This is a genomic window from Jidongwangia harbinensis, assembly GCF_020216025.1.
Lineage (GTDB): Bacteria > Actinomycetota > Actinomycetes > Mycobacteriales > Micromonosporaceae > Actinoplanes > Actinoplanes harbinensis.
In genome coordinates this window covers 1-14431 of the sequence record NZ_JAIWNC010000029.1, presented here as the reverse complement: position 1 = coordinate 14431, position 14431 = coordinate 1, and the positions used below count along the sequence as shown (strand labels likewise).

Below are 14431 nucleotides of genomic sequence, written 5' to 3'. Positions count from 1 at the left end.
ATCCGTGTCCCGCCAGTCGACACCCTGTTCCCGCAACACGGTCAAGGCAGTGCCCCTTCGCTGACCGTGGTACCGGAGTACCACCGGCGGATCGGAAGAGCCGACCGCGGTACCACGATCATGTCCGGGCCCGGACCTAGCGTGTTGACCATGATTCAGGTACGCGAAGTAACCAAGCGGTACGGCGCGAAGACGGTGGTCGACCGCCTGTCGTTCACCGCGAAGCCCGGACAGGTCACCGGCTTCCTCGGCCCCAACGGCGCCGGCAAGTCGACGACCATGCGGATGATCGTCGGTCTCGACGCACCGAACTCGGGCGACATTCTGGTCAACGGCAAGCCGTACGTGTCCGCGAAAGCCCCGCTGCGCGAGATCGGCGTCCTGATCGAGGCCAAGGCCGTGCACCCGGGCCGCACCGCGGTCAGCCACCTGCTCGCCCTGGCCCGTACCCACGGCATTCCCCGTTCCCGGGTCGACCAGGTGCTCGACATGGTCGGTCTCTCGACCGTCGCCCACAAGCGCGTCGGCGCCTTCTCCCTCGGCATGGGCCAGCGGCTCGGCATCGCCGCCGCGCTGCTCGGCGACCCGGCCGTGGTGATGCTCGACGAGCCGGTCAACGGGCTCGACCCCGAAGGCGTCCTCTGGGTGCGCAACCTGCTCACCGGTCTCGCGGCCGAGGGCCGTACGGTGATGCTGTCCTCGCACCTGATGAGCGAGGTGTCGCTGATCGCGGACCACCTCGTCATCGTCGGCCGCGGCAGGCTGCTGGCCGACACCACGGTGGCCGACTTCGTGACCGCCGAGGGCGTCCGGGTCGTCACCCCCGCCCCCGACGAGCTGCGCACGGTGATCGCCGGCCCGGGCATCACGGTCACCTCGACCGGCGCCGAGGAACTGCTCGTCGCCGGCGCCTCCGCCCGCGAGATCGGGCTGGCCGCCGCCACCCGCGGCATCCCGCTGTTCGAGCTCACCCCGCAGAACTCCTCCCTGGAAGAGGCGTTCATGGACCTGACCCGCGACGCTGTCGAATACGAGGCCTCCCGATGAAGATCACCCCGGGCGGCGTCGTCGCCGCCGAATGGACCAAGTTCTCCTCGTTGCGCTCCACCTGGATCACGACCGGCATCTCGGTCCTGCTCCTGATCGCGTTCGGCATGATCGCCTCGGCGTCCTTCTCCGGCGACACCATGACCTCGGTCGATCTGGCCCTGTCCGGCAGCATCTTGGCCGCCCTGTCCGTAGGGGTGCTCGGCGCGTTGCTGGGGGCGAGCGAATACACCACCGGCATGATCCGGGCGACTCTCGCCACGGTGCCGCGCCGGTCGCCGGTGCTGTGGTCGAAGAGCCTCGTGGCCGGGGCAGCCGCCTTCGTCACGATGACCATCGGCGCCTTCGCTGCTTTCGCGCTGGGGTCGGCGGTGCTCAACGAGAAGGTCGGCGGGCTGGGCCTCGGCGACGACGGGGTGCTGCGGGCCCTGCTCGGCGCGGGCCTCTACCTGGGCCTGGTGGCGGTGCTCGGCGTCGCGCTCGGCATGCTCGTCCGGTCGAGTGCCGGCGCCATCGCGATCCTGACCGGGGCGCTGCTGGTGGTACCGGTTCTGGCGCCGCTGCTGCCGGACGCGATTTCCGACGCCGTCACCCCGTATCTGCCCGGCAACGCGGGTAGCGCCGTGATGGCGCTGGCCCCCGCGGAGGGCACGCTGTCGCCGTGGGCCGGCCTCGCGGTCTTCGCCGGATACGTGGCCGTGACGCTCGCCGCGGCCGCGTATCGGCTCAAGAAGACCGACGCGTAGAGAGAATCGGGAGATGAGTACGCAGGGCTGGCTGGTGGACAGGCAGGCGCGGTGGCGCACGTTGGACCGGCGCCGCCCGTGGGTCGTGGACACCCTGGTGGCCGTTCCGATCGTGCTCTTCAGCATCCCGAACGTGATCGAGAGGTCACTGCCGGCCATCGTCGCGACCCTGGTGCTGCTGCCGCCGCTCTACTGGCGGCGGCGGTACCCGTTCCCGGCGTTCCTGGTCACCGCGGCCACCGATGTGCTCGTGGGCCTGCTGGACGTCAGCGTCGGCGCCGGGGTGATCGTGCTGGTGATGCTCTTCGGGGTGGCCTCCCGCGGCACGTGGTGGTCGCTGGCCTGGGCCTCAGCGATCACGGTCACGCTGCTGGTCGCCGAGGTCTACGTCTTCGGACCGGTGACGCAGAGCCGCACCCTCACCCTGCTGCTGGCGATCGGCATGGCGGTGGCCGCGGTGGCGTCCGGGGTGGCGGTGCGCACGCGCCGGGCGTACCTCATCGCTCTGGAGGACCGCGCCGCCCGCCTGGAGATCGAGCGGGATCAGCGGGCCCGCCTCGCGGTCGCCGACGAGCGGGCCCGGGTGGCCCGCGAGATGCACGACATCGTGGGCCACCACGTGTCGGTGATCGTCGGCCTCGCCGACGGCGGCGCCGCACACGCCCGGTCGCGGCGGGAGCAGGCCGCCGAGCCGCTCGGGCTGATCGGCGAGACCGGCCGCCAGGCGCTCACGGAACTGCGCCGGGTGCTCGGCGTGCTGCGTGAGGGGGACGGCGATCCGGAACTACGGCCTCAGCCCGGGATCGACGATCTCGATCGTCTGCTGCCGAGCGTCCGGGCGGCCGGGCTGCCGGTGACCTACACGACCTCGGGCGAGCTGCACGGCCTGAGCAAGGGGTTGCAGCTGGCGGTCTACCGCATCGTGCAGGAGGCGCTCACCAACGTCCTCAAACACGCGGGACGCGGCGCGGTGGCGGACGTCAGTCTCGTCGTCGCCGACGGGGAGGTACGGATCCGGGTACGCGACAACGGCCGTGGCGCACCCGCTGTCCCGAGCCACGGCCTGCTCGGCATGCGCGAACGCGCGGCCATGTACGGCGGCGTGGTGACCGCCGGCCCCGCCGAGCAGGGCTGGCTCGTCGACGTCGTTCTCAAGGAGCCCGCATGACCACGGTGCTGATCGCCGACGACCAGCCGCTGCAACGCATGGGTTTCAAGATGCTGCTCGACGGCACCCCCGGGATGGTGGTGGTCGGCGAGGCCTCGGGTGGCGCCGAGGCGGTGCGGTTGGCCGAGCGGACCCGCCCCGACGTGGTGCTGATGGACGTCCGCATGCCCGGCATGGACGGCATCGAGGCGACCCGCCTGATCACCGCGGTCGGCTCGCGTACCCGCGTGCTGATCCTGACCACGTTCGATCTGGACGAGTACGTCTACGCGGGGTTGCGGGCCGGGGCGAGCGGCTTCCTGCTCAAGGACGTACGCCCGGAGGAACTGATCGCCGGGATCCGCGCCGTGGCCGGCGGCGACTCGGTGGTGGCGCCCAGCCTGACCCGCAAGCTGATGGACGCATTTCTCCAGGACCAGGTGCCGGCCATGTCGGTCGATCCCCGCCTGGACACGCTGAGCGAGCGCGAGCGGGAGGTGCTGGAGGCGATCGGCCAGGGCGCCACCAACACCGAGATCGCCGAACGCTTCACGCTGACCGAGTCGACGGTGAAGAAGCACGTCGGTCGTGTCCTGTTCAAGATCGGCGCCCGCGACCGCATCCAGGCCGTGATCTTCGCCTACGACAACGGTCTGGTCCGTCCCCGCACCTGACCCGCCCCTGAAGAACGGAGATGTCATGGACGTGGAGGAACGTCCGTCCGGCGATCGGACGAGAACCGGCTCACTTCCGGTGCTGCTTCTCGCCACCGTGTTGATCGGAGCTGACCACATACCCTTCCGGGGCCTCGCCACGGCCATCGATCATCGAACGCCGCAGACCGACGCGCGACGGAGCGGACGTGGCCTGGAGCACCCGTGAACTCGCGGAACTGGCCGGCACCACGGTGAACACGATCCGGTACTACCATCGGCTCGGCCTGCTCGAGGAGCCGCAGCGCCGGCACAACGGATACAAGCAGTACGGCGTACCGGATCTCGTCTGTCTCCTGCGCGTCCGGCGGCTCGTGGAGCTGGGCGTTCCGCTCTCCCGGATCGCCGTGGTCGGCTCGGGCGGGGCCGGCGCCCCGGAAGTGCTGCGCGAGGTCGATGCCGGCCTCGCGGCAGAGGCCGAACGCCTGCGCCGGGCCCGCGCCCACATCGCGATCATTCTGCGCGACGGGGTGCCACCGGACGGGCCGGCCGGCTTCGAATCCGTCGCGCCACGCCTGTCCGCCTCCGACAACTCGCTCATCCACGTGTTCACCCAGCTGTACGACGAGGACGCGATGAACGACCTGCGGCGCATGCTGGAGGCCGACGCCGATCCGGTCAGCGCGGACATCGACACCCTGCCGGCCGATGCGGACGAGGCGACCCGTCAGGACCTCGCCGAGAAGCTCGCGGTGATCCTGGCACAGCACCTGGTCGACTATCCCTGGTTGAGCGATCCCGCTCAGCACCTGTCCAAGAGTGAGCGCGTCACCCGCGAAACGTTCATCGACGCCGTGGTCGAGCTGTACCACCCGGCCCAGCTCGACGTGCTCGGCCGGGCGAGCGTGCTCGCGCAGGAGCACCTGCGCCGCGCGCGGGCAACGGCCGGCGACGAGGACCGCGGTCCCGACGGTCCGGCGTGGCGCAAGAGATGCGTCCGGCAAACCGGACGGAAGGCACCATGACTCGGCAATCGGGCGAATCTCGGCGTGCTCGCCGACGGCAAGAACCGCGACCGCGGGCGGCCACGCTCGCCGCAGTTCGGTGAGATCGCCGGGCGGCGCCACGACGGGGCGAACCCGGAAGCGTAGTGGGCCGTTCCCACATTCCGTGCGCACCGACGGGTCGCCTGTCGGCAACGCGGCGTTGCGGGTACGGTGGTCGGCGTCACCGTCCACATGGGTTGGCGTTGCGGAGGTCAGGCGTGCCGGTCACAGGCCAACGCGTCGTGCGGCGGGCATTGGGGCGGCGACTGACGCGGCTTCGCACGGCGGCCGGAATGAGCCGGCGTGATGTGGTGGAAGCGCGGCTGGGCATCTCGGAGCCGACGCTGCACCGCATCGAGACGGGCAAGGTGCCGGTCACCGGGGCGAACGTACGCGCGCTCTGCTGGCTCTACGGCGCGGACCAGAGCATCACCGACGCGCTCGCCGACCTCGCGCTGGGCACGTCGCAGGAGGAGTGGTGGGACGCCAGCCCGGTGATCCCCGAGTGGTTCAAGCTGTATGTCGGGCTGGAGGCGTCCGCGTCCCGGATATTCGGGTACGACGGCGAGGTGATTCCCGGCGAGCTGCAGACCCCGGAGTACGCGCGAGCCGTCTTCGGCGCCGAGCAGCCGGTCGACTCGGACGCCGCCGAGCGCCACATCAAGCTCCGCATGCAGCGGCAGAAGACGCTCTTCGCCCGCAACCCACCGGTCCGCCTCGTGACGGTGCTCGGCGAGGGAGCATTGACCCGGCCGGTCGGCGGCGAACAGGTGATGAAGGGGCAGATCGAGCATCTGCGCCGGCTGTCCCGGGAGGACACGGTCGACATCCGGGTGCTGCCGTTCTCGGTCGGGGCGCACGCGGCCATGGCGGGCGCCTTCCGGGTCCTCGAGTTCGACGACCCGGACGATCCAGACGTGGTCTACCTGGAATCCCACGTCGGTGCGCTCTACCTGGAGGAGCAGGCTGAGGTTGATGAGTACCGGCGGATATTCGATCTCATCGGTAAGGACTCCACACCGGTCGACGAGTTCCGGTGACGGCGCCCCGGACGCACCTCGGAAGCCCGTCACCGCTGCCCGGTTGTACGACTACTACCTGGGTGGGATCCACAACTTCCCGGCAGACCGGGCGGTGGCGAAGGTTCTCCTGGAGCGGACTCCGATGCTCCGCACGATCGCCCGGGACAACCGGGCGTTCCTCGCCCGCGCCGTTCGCTACCTGACATCGGTCGGCGTACACCAGTTTCTCGACATCGGCTCCGGTATCCCCACCGAGGGCAACGTCCACGAGATCGCCCAGGCGGTGGTCCCGGGCGCCCGGGTGGTCTACGTGGACGTCGATCCCGACGCCGTGTCGGAGAGTCTGCAGTTGCTTGCGGGCAACCAGTACGCCACGGCCATCCGCGCGGACATCCGTGAGCCGCAGGCCATCCTCGACCATCCGCAGGTACGCGATCTGCTGGACTTCGACCAGCCGATGGCGGTCCTGATGGTCGCGGTGCTGCACTTCGTCGAGGACACCGACGAGGTGTGCGACATCGTGGCCACGTTCCGCTCCGCGCTCGCGCCCGGCAGCCACCTCGTGGTCGCGCACGCGACGCTCGACGAGCTGATCGTCGACGAGCGGGAGTGGGAGAAGACCCAGAGGGAGTACCGGCAGCAGACCACCACGCCGCTCGTTCCCCGCGAGAAGAGCGACGTGGCCCGGTTCTTCGACGAGTGCCGGATGGTCGAACCCGGCCTCGTCTGGCTCAACACCTGGCGGCCGGACCCGGACATGGTCGACGAGTTCAGGGACCGGCCGGAACGCTCGAGCATCTACGTCGGGGTGGGCCGCCTACCCTGAGCGGACCGTCCCCCGGTCGCCGTGATCAGTCGGACAGGAGCTCGTCGAACTCACCGCGCTTGGCGCCGAACAGGAACGAGTCCCACTCCTCGGTCGTGAACACCACGGTGCCGGCCTCGCGTGCCTTGCTGTTGCGAACCTCGATGACGCCTTCCCGGCGACGAGCCTCGACGCAACTGCCGCCGTTGCCTGTCGACCTGCTGGAAATGATCCAACCGGTTTCGCTGCTCATCAGTGCCCCTCCCTCTGGAGTTGCTTGCTGTGCGTAACCGACTTGCCACCGATCCAGTAGCCGGTGTGAAACCCAAAGCCAGCGTGACGTGCAGGATCAACACTTCGCGTCCCTGCACTGTCCTTTCACCACGAAAGTGGCAGCACCTAGAGTAGCCGAAACCGCCCATAGATGCATCATGTCACCGTGATACCTGTCGCGGTGAAATCTTGCACGGGCCTCGACCGACTGTCATGATTCCACTGTGGCGCTCGGCGATTCCTCGTCGTCGACTTGACCGGCCCCCCGCTTGTCCGCCGCAGTTCTGAGAGGACGGCCGATGCGGATCCTCGATCCCGCCGCCGACGCGGGCGGTGCGTTGCCAGATGACGCTCAGCTGCGGATCGGGGCCGAGACCGCCCGCCTCCAGGCTCGCATCGACCAGCTTTCGGCGCACGTTCAGAAACTGGAGCAGGAGCGCGCCGCACTGCGGTGGATGGCCGGCCACGACGAGCTCACCGGGCTTGCCAACCGCCGCCTCTTCCACGCCCTCGCCCCGGAGCTGCTGCGCGGCGACGACTGCCCGTCGGCCGTCCTGATCCTCGACCTCAACGGCTTCAAGCCGATCAACGACACGTACGGGCACGACGCCGGCGACGAGGTCCTTCGCGTGGTCGCCCGCCGCATGGCCGCCTGCCTCGACGACCACCTGGTGGCCCGGTTCGGTGGTGACGAGTTCGCCGCGCTGTCACGTGCCCCGCGCGCCGACGCCCCGGCCACCTGGTGGCACCACGTGGCCGGCTCGCTGAGTGCGGCGATCGCGCCCCCGATGGACGTCAAGGGCCACGCCCTGTCCGTCACCGCCTCGATCGGCGTCGTACCGGCCGGGCGCTCCGCCGACCTCGTCGACCTGCTGCGACGCGCGGACCAGGCGATGTTCAGTGCCAAGCGGCATGCGAGCAGCACCGACAAGGCCGGTAGCACGTGGGTCGTGTCCACCGAGAGCGGCGACCACACCGAGACGTACGAGACCGCCGCGGCACCCGCGGTGGCGTGCCGGCCGGGCGATCCGGTGTGGGTGCACCGGAACGGTGACCGTCGCGCCGGAGTGGTCGAGGGCGCCTGCGGATGGGCGGCCCTGGTCCGCTACCGAAGCCCGAACGGCGCCGGCACGATGGTCGACACCATGCCGACGGACTGCCTCACGAACCGGTCCGAAGCCGATCCGTACCTCGACCGGAGATCCTCCGTCCACCGGTGAGTGCGCGACCTGCCTGCCGCCACCGCGGCAGGCTCGGTCGCCGCACCGTCCCGGAACCGGTGCGGGGGCCGGCTCAGCCCACCGTCAGCACGATCTTTCCGCGCAGGCCGCCGGCCAGCACCTGCCGATGCGCGTCGGCCGCCTCGGTCAACGGCATCGTGGCCGCCACCCGCGTGCGCAGCCGTCCCGCCGCCACCTGACTCACCAGGTCGGCCAACACCTTGCGATCGAGCCGGATGAGTTGCAGCTCCTGGCGCACGCCACGGGCCGGAACGATGGCCGGCGTGGGCCGGGTCGTGACCACGACTCCCCGGTCCTCGACGGCCGCGGCCGCTTCCTCGCCGATGGGGACCGCGTCGAACACCGCGGCCACCGGCCCCACCGCGGCCAGATCGGCGGAGCGGGACACGACCTCGTGGGCGCCGATCTCCTGCACCCATTGCTCATCCCCGTGGCTGGCCTGCGCCAGCACACGGTAGCCGCCCTGCACGGCGAGCTGGGCGGCGAATCCGCCGACACCACCGCTGGCACCGGTGACCAGCATGCTGCTGCCGGCCGGGAGCATGGCCAGGGACACCAGGGACAGCCCCTGGTGCGCGGTCTGCGCGTTCAGCGGCACCGTGGCGGCGGACGCGAAGTCGAGCCCGTCCGGCAACGGCACCAGCCATTCCGCTTCGGCGGCCACGAACTCGGCATAGCCACCGGGTGCACCCCGGGTCAAATACCACGGAATCATCCCGACGACGCGATCACCCACCCGGAACTCCGCCGTGTCGGGGCCGACCGATGCCACCTCGCCGGCAATGTCCCACCCGGGCGAGAACGGCGGCGGCACCGGCCCGCGAGGGATCTCCCCGGTCGTGGCGGCGACGTCAGCCGGGTGCACACAGACCGCACAGACCCGGACGACCACCTGCCCCGGCCCCGCCTCAGGATCGGGCAGTTCGGTCACTTGCAACACCTCAGGACCGCCAAGCGCGGCCGCGACGACTCCCAGCACGCGTCCACTCTAGACCGGACGCCGCGAGTTCTGACCTCCTGAGGCTTTCGTGATTCGGAGGCGGCGCCGGTCGGCGGACACCGGCCGGGCGGGGGTCCCAGCCCTGCACCGCACGCCGGAGTTCACCGCACGATCCGAGACCGTGACCCTGCGTGCATTTCCTTCGCCAGCACGATGCCGGCGAAACCGATCTGCAGGCCGACCACCTTCCTGGTTACCCGGTGCGCGCTTGGCAGGGCTGGCTACGTTACGTGAGTGCGAAAGCTGAACCAGAGCGCCGAACTCATCGGCAGACGTGCGGAGAGGCGGCGGATCGACGATCTGGTTGCCGCCACCCGCACCGGTCACGGCGGCGCGTTGGTGATTCGCGGCGAGGCCGGGATCGGCAAGAGCGCACTGCTGGCTCACGCCGGCCGGGCCGCGGCCGACGGTCAGGTCATGACGGCAACCGGTTCCGAATTCGAGACCGAGCTGCCGTACGCGGCCCTGCACCAGCTCTGCGTGCCGCTGCTGGACGGGCTGCACAAACTTCCCGAGCCGCAGCGCGAGGCGATGGAGGTCGCCCTGGGCCTGGCGGATGGCCGGCCCGATCCGCTGCGGATCGGGCTCGCCACCCTGAACCTGCTCGTCACCGGAGCGCGGGACCAGCCCCTGGTCTGCCTGATCGACGACGCGCAATGGCTGGACGACGCCTCGACCCGGGCACTGGCCTTCGTCGCCCGGCGCATCGGCGTGGAGCAGGTCGCCGTCCTGTTCGCGGTCCGCTCACCGGCGCCCGTGGCCGGCCTGGACGAGCTGCCCTCTCTGCCCGTGTCCGGGCTGACCGACGCGGATGCGCGGGCCTTGCTGTCCGCGAGCAGCCACGTGGCTCTCGATCCACAGGTCCGGGACCGGATCGTGGCCGAGGCACGCGGAAACCCGCTGGCACTGCTCGAGTTGCCGAAGGCCGGTGGATTCATCGCCACCGCCACGCTGCCGGTGCCGTCGCGGATCGAACGTGGCTACCAGAATCGGCTGACCGGCCTGGCCGACGAACCGCTGATGCTGCTCACCATTGCCAGCGCCGACCCCACCGGCAACGCGAGCCTGCTGTGGTCCGCCGCACAACGACTGGGCCTCGACGTCGCTGCCGCGACCGGAGCGGTCAGCGCAACGGGTCTGGTCGACTTCGCCACCCGTATCCGGTTCTGCCATCCGCTGGCCCGCTCGGCCGTCTATCGCGCCGCCCCCGCGGACCGGCTGCGTACCGCGCACCGGGCCCTGGCGGACGTGACCGATCCGGTGAACGATCCGGACCGGCGTGCGTGGCACCGGGCGCAGAGCTGCGTCGGCCCGGATGACGACGTTGCCGCAGAGCTGGAGCGATGCGCCGCAACCGCCACCTCGCGCGGCGGCGTTCAAGCCGTCGCCGCCTTCCTCGAGCGGGCCGCCGCTTTGACTCTCGATCCTGGTACGAGAATCGAACGCACCCTGAAGGCGGCTCAGGCCAACCTCGATGCCGGCCATGTCGACGTCGCCGCGGACCTACTGGCCGTCCTCAGCGGCCTCGGGCTCGACGTCGGCCAGCGGGCCCGCGCCGACCGCATTTCCGGCGGGCTCGCCTTCGTCCGGCACGACGCCCGACTCGCGTCCACGTCCATGCTGCGTGCGGCACGGAGCCTCGCGGCCGTCGATTCCGCTCAGGCTCGCGATTGCCTCATCGACACGGCGGAGGTGAGTCTCACGGTCGGCTGCGCCAGTAGCGTCCTGCCGGCGATCCTCGCCGAGGCGGACCAGATCGCGCCGGCCGGGAGGGAACCGGATGTGCTGGACGCGCTCTCCGCCCTGGCCGAGCGTGGCCACCGAGACGCTGCCCCGCTGATGCGGCGGGTGCTGGAAGGCGCCGGCGAACCTTTGTGGGTCCGCCGGCCGTCGCTGGCGATCATGATCTCCTCCGAGCTGTGGGACGCGGACGCCTACGCTCTGATCGCCACGTCGCTGCTGGCGGCGGGCCGCCGGTCGGGTGCTCCGCTGCTGTTGCGAGGGGGTCTCGCCCAGGCCGCACAGCACGCCATTCTGACCGGTGACATCGACGCCGCGATCACCGCGACCGCCGAGGAGGAAGCGGTGGCCGACGCGACCGGCCAGCCACCGCTGGCATATCACCGGCTCCAGCTGGCCGCGATACGCGGCCGCCCGGCCGACGCCGACGAGGTTCGCCGGGCAAGCGCCGCCGCTCCGGTCGCCGGGCAACTCAGAGCCAACGTTTCGTGGGCGGCGGCGGTACTGTTCAACGGCCTGGCCGACTACCCCGCCGCGCTGCGCGCAGCCCGCTGCGCAACCTCGTCGGACGACCTCTTCCTGACCGGCATGGCGCTGCCCGAGCTGGTCGAGGCGGCCGTACGCTGCGGCGAGGCCGACGAGGCGTCCGAGGCTCTGCACCGGCTGGCCCAGCGGGCCGAAGGAAGCCGGACACCGACCGGACTGGGCGTCCACGCGTACGCCCGGGGACTCGTCACCGGGCAGGAAGCCGACTTCGCCGAGGCGGTCGAGCAGCTCCAGCACAGCATTCTGCTGACCTACCGAGCCCGCGCCCACCTGCTGTACGGCGAGTGGCTCCGCCGGGAAGGCCGGCGCCGTGACGCCCGCCGCGAGCTGCGTACGGCGCACAGTCTGTTCTCCGAACGTGGCATCGAGGGTTTCGCTCGCCGCGCGTCCACGGAACTGGCGGCGACCGGCGAGAACGCCCGCCGGCGGACCGAACACGACTTCGCCCACCTCACCATGCAGGAGCTCTACATCGCGCGGCATGTCGCCACCGGCGCGACGTCCCAGGAGGTCGCCACCCGGCTGTTCCTCAGCCGTCGTACCGTCGATGCCCATCTCCGGAACATCTATCGCAAGCTGGGCATCTCTTCGCGCCGCCAGCTTCGTGATCTGCCCATCGTCCAGACCCACGAGGACCCCCGGCATACGTAGGTTTCACCGACGCGAACGCGGCTGCGCCGACGGCACGGTGTTCCGGTGCAAACCACGACTCCTCACACCGACGTGCCGGACACCGGCCGTCGCAGTCCCGGCGCGGACCGGATCGGCAGGTCACTTCTGGCGGTGTGCGCCATCGCCACGATGGGCGCCTTCGTCGACGGGATCGGCCGGGTCTCCGACGCGCCGGACGACTTCCTCCTCACCGAGTTCTGGCGGACGACCGCCTATCTGGTCTTTGCCGGCATGTGGGCGCTGCTCGCCGTCGCGCCACGTGCTCAGCGCGGCATGTTCGAGCTGATCCTGCTCCAGAAGACGTTGGTCACCGTCCAGGCCCTGATCGTCATGGATCTGCCCGGCAGCGCGCTGACCGCCGCCATCGACGGCGCCGTGGTGGTCGCGACCCTGACCGCGTACGTGCTCTGCCGCGGCTGGTACGCCTGGAAACGCGGCCCCGCCACTGACTGACCCGGTCCGGAACCAGAGCGACAACCCCTCATCCGTACGAAGCACCGAAGGAACAGTGAACGCGTGGAACAGTCCATCGAGACCTTGAGTGCCATCCCCCTCCGGATGTACGACGCATGGAACCGCGGCGACGTCGCCGGCTTCTTCGCCGATTTCGCCGAGGACGCCGTGTTCGCCGAACTCGAGGGGACCATCTACCGCAGCCGGGCTGACATGATCGCCAGCCACGAGGTACTGCTCGGCACGCTGTTGGCGGGCTCGCGGCTGGTCGGCGGCGAAGTGCACTTCGCACGGATCGTGAGTCCGGGCGTGGGCGTGGTCCACAGCCGCGTCGGCATCCTCATGCCCGGGGAGACCGAGCCACCGTCGACACGCTATTCGATGCAGTTGTTCGTTGCGGTGTGGCGTGACGACTCGTGGGTGGTGGTGGCTCTGGAGAACGCGCGCATGCTGACGATGGAGACGATGGCGGCGCTGGAGGCCCTGCACACGGCTTGATCAGCCCGCTTTACGGGCCTCGGCCGTGGCCAACCGATTCAGCTTGCTCCGGGCATCGGTGCCGGGCCGCGCCGTCAGCACCACGACGCGCAGATCGCTGTCCTGGGTAGGAAGGATGTTGGCGTCCAGAGCGATCTCGCCAACCTCCGGATGGACAGCGATCTTGTGCGCGCTCTCGTGCGCCGCGACTGTCGGTTGCGTCCACAGCTCGCGGAACCGCGCACTACGGCTCAGCCGTTCGATCAATGCGGCCACGTCGGGATCGTTCGGGTACCGACTGGCAGTGGTCCGTAGGTCGGCAACAAGAGATTGCTCGAACCAGGCGCGTTCCGCCGCATTCTGGCGGACCCGCGGGTTACGCCCCTCGAATTGAACGATCATCGCGTTGCGGTCCTCGTAGCCGGATCTGGCCGGGTCGCCCCAGGTCGCGGTGAACAACGGATTCCAGTGCAGCAGCTGCCAGGTGGCGTCATACACCGACAGTGGGTTGGCGCCCAGCTGGTCGACCACCCGGCGCACGCTGACCGGGATCAGCCTGGGCACGCGGTCAGGACTGACCACATGCCCGGCCAGCCGCAGCAGGTGAGCCTGTTCGTGATCGGAGAGCTGCAACGCACGAGCCAACGCCATGCAGACCTGAGCCGATGGAGTAGCCGCTCGGCCCTGCTCCAGTTGCGCGACGTACTCGACGGAGATGCCGGCCAACGTCGCGAGTTCACCCCGGCGCAGGCCGGCAACCCGCCGCGGCGAGTGATGAACCAGACCGACAGTCGCGGGGTCCGTCCGATCCCGCCAGGCACGAAGCGCGGCGCCGAGACGATTCATCCCCTCCATGCTCCTTCATCCGGCCGACCGGATCGTAGTACTACCAGTACGCGCAAGATCCATGCCTCCCTCTCCGGGTCCGCGGTGGTGCAGCATCGAGGGATGTTCAAGGTGACACGAATGAATCACATCGGCGTACCCGTCAGCGACCTCGACCGATCGGTGCGATGGTACGAGGACGTTCTGGGCATCGCCGCGAACGGCGTGACCATCTCCGCCGACAACGCCGCCCTCGGTCCGGTGCTGGAGCTGGAGAACCCCGCGATGCGGGCGGCCTTCTCGCTCGCCGGCGACAACGTGCTCCTTGAGTTGATTCAATACGACCGCCCGACACCGAAGCCGTTCGACGGCCGCAACTGTGACGTCGGCATGATGCACCTGTGCTTCGAGGTTGATGACATGGACGCCGCGGTCCGGGATCTCAAGGAACGCGGCGTCCACCTCAACTCCGAACCCGTGGTGCTGGCCAGCGGTGAGGGGATCCATCCGGGAGAGCTGGCCGGTACCAAGATCCTTTACCTGCGTGACCCCGACGGCATTCAACTGGAACTCTTCGAACTCCCCGCGTAGCGCTCATGCCGTGCGGGGGAAGCTCCCGGCGTCCGAGTGCGGACGGCGCAATCGCCTAGTGCGCTGACCACGAACGTTCACCGGGTCGGCGACACACCGGTGCACGTGCGCGGGTAGTCGTTGCCGAAGGCTCACTCTCAACGGCGG

Annotated in this window: 15 protein-coding genes; 12 read left to right on the top strand and 3 right to left on the bottom strand. The window is 70.0% G+C overall.

Features of this window, described 5'->3' with window-relative positions; all coding sequences use genetic code 11:
• Window positions 1-150: 150 nt before the first annotated feature.
• From LDL48_RS30425 to LDL48_RS30395, 7 genes are all read left to right on the top strand, one after another.
• Window positions 151-1047, top strand: a complete 897-nt coding sequence (locus LDL48_RS30425; RefSeq protein ID WP_225258558.1) for an ABC transporter ATP-binding protein — start codon at window positions 151-153, stop codon at window positions 1045-1047.
• Complete coding sequence (locus LDL48_RS30420) at window positions 1044-1793, top strand: ABC transporter permease (RefSeq protein WP_225258557.1); 750 nt, start codon at window positions 1044-1046, stop codon at window positions 1791-1793. Before LDL48_RS30425 ends, LDL48_RS30420 begins: the two co-directional genes overlap by 4 nt.
• A gap of 13 nt (window positions 1794-1806) precedes the next feature.
• On the top strand, window positions 1807-2961 hold the full coding sequence (locus LDL48_RS30415; RefSeq protein WP_225258556.1) for a sensor histidine kinase: 1155 nt from the start codon (window positions 1807-1809) through the stop codon (window positions 2959-2961).
• Entirely contained in the window at window positions 2958-3614 is a 657-nt protein-coding gene (locus tag LDL48_RS30410; protein WP_225258555.1) for a response regulator, read from the top strand. The genes LDL48_RS30415 and LDL48_RS30410 overlap by 4 nt, the downstream gene beginning before the upstream one ends.
• A gap of 188 nt (window positions 3615-3802) precedes the next feature.
• A complete protein-coding gene (locus LDL48_RS30405) occupies window positions 3803-4618 on the top strand; it encodes a helix-turn-helix domain-containing protein (protein ID WP_225258554.1) in 816 nt (271 codons plus the stop codon).
• Between the two features lie 125 nt (window positions 4619-4743).
• Window positions 4744-5679 (top strand): helix-turn-helix domain-containing protein, encoded by a 936-nt coding sequence (locus tag LDL48_RS30400; protein ID WP_308016510.1) that lies wholly within the window; start codon window positions 4744-4746, stop codon window positions 5677-5679.
• A 43-nt stretch (window positions 5680-5722) separates the two neighbouring features.
• Window positions 5723-6487, top strand: a complete 765-nt coding sequence (locus tag LDL48_RS30395; RefSeq protein ID WP_255629395.1) for an SAM-dependent methyltransferase — start codon at window positions 5723-5725, stop codon at window positions 6485-6487.
• Window positions 6488-6512: 25 nt separating this feature from the next.
• On the opposite strand, the gene LDL48_RS30390 is transcribed toward LDL48_RS30395, so the two are convergent.
• Window positions 6513-6719, bottom strand: a complete 207-nt coding sequence (locus LDL48_RS30390; RefSeq protein ID WP_225258552.1) for a DUF397 domain-containing protein — start codon at window positions 6717-6719, stop codon at window positions 6513-6515.
• A gap of 319 nt (window positions 6720-7038) precedes the next feature.
• Between LDL48_RS30390 and LDL48_RS30385 the strand changes: the two genes are divergently transcribed.
• Window positions 7039-7959 (top strand): GGDEF domain-containing protein, encoded by a 921-nt coding sequence (locus LDL48_RS30385; protein ID WP_225258551.1) that lies wholly within the window; start codon window positions 7039-7041, stop codon window positions 7957-7959.
• 73 nt (window positions 7960-8032) lie between these two features.
• On the opposite strand, the gene LDL48_RS30380 is transcribed toward LDL48_RS30385, so the two are convergent.
• The gene (locus LDL48_RS30380; protein ID WP_225258550.1) at window positions 8033-8911 is read right to left on the bottom strand and encodes an NADP-dependent oxidoreductase; all 879 of its coding nucleotides are present in this window, start codon (window positions 8909-8911) and stop codon (window positions 8033-8035) included.
• A 303-nt stretch (window positions 8912-9214) separates the two neighbouring features.
• Between LDL48_RS30380 and LDL48_RS30375 the strand changes: the two genes are divergently transcribed.
• From LDL48_RS30375 to LDL48_RS30365, 3 genes are all read left to right on the top strand, one after another.
• The gene (locus tag LDL48_RS30375; RefSeq protein ID WP_225258549.1) at window positions 9215-11917 is read left to right on the top strand and encodes an ATP-binding protein; all 2703 of its coding nucleotides are present in this window, start codon (window positions 9215-9217) and stop codon (window positions 11915-11917) included.
• 45 nt (window positions 11918-11962) lie between these two features.
• Window positions 11963-12391 carry a hypothetical protein gene (locus LDL48_RS30370; protein ID WP_225258548.1) on the top strand — a complete coding sequence of 143 codons (429 nt, stop codon included), beginning with the start codon at window positions 11963-11965 and terminating at the stop codon, window positions 12389-12391.
• Window positions 12392-12454: 63 nt separating this feature from the next.
• A complete protein-coding gene (locus tag LDL48_RS30365) occupies window positions 12455-12889 on the top strand; it encodes an SgcJ/EcaC family oxidoreductase (RefSeq protein ID WP_225258547.1) in 435 nt (144 codons plus the stop codon).
• On the opposite strand, the gene LDL48_RS30360 is transcribed toward LDL48_RS30365, so the two are convergent.
• On the bottom strand, window positions 12890-13714 hold the full coding sequence (locus LDL48_RS30360) for a helix-turn-helix transcriptional regulator (RefSeq protein WP_225258546.1): 825 nt from the start codon (window positions 13712-13714) through the stop codon (window positions 12890-12892).
• Between the two features lie 102 nt (window positions 13715-13816).
• Here LDL48_RS30360 and LDL48_RS30355 point away from each other — a divergent pair, with 102 nt between their 5' ends.
• Entirely contained in the window at window positions 13817-14284 is a 468-nt protein-coding gene (locus LDL48_RS30355) for a VOC family protein (protein ID WP_225258545.1), read from the top strand.
• Window positions 14285-14431 lie beyond the last annotated feature (147 nt).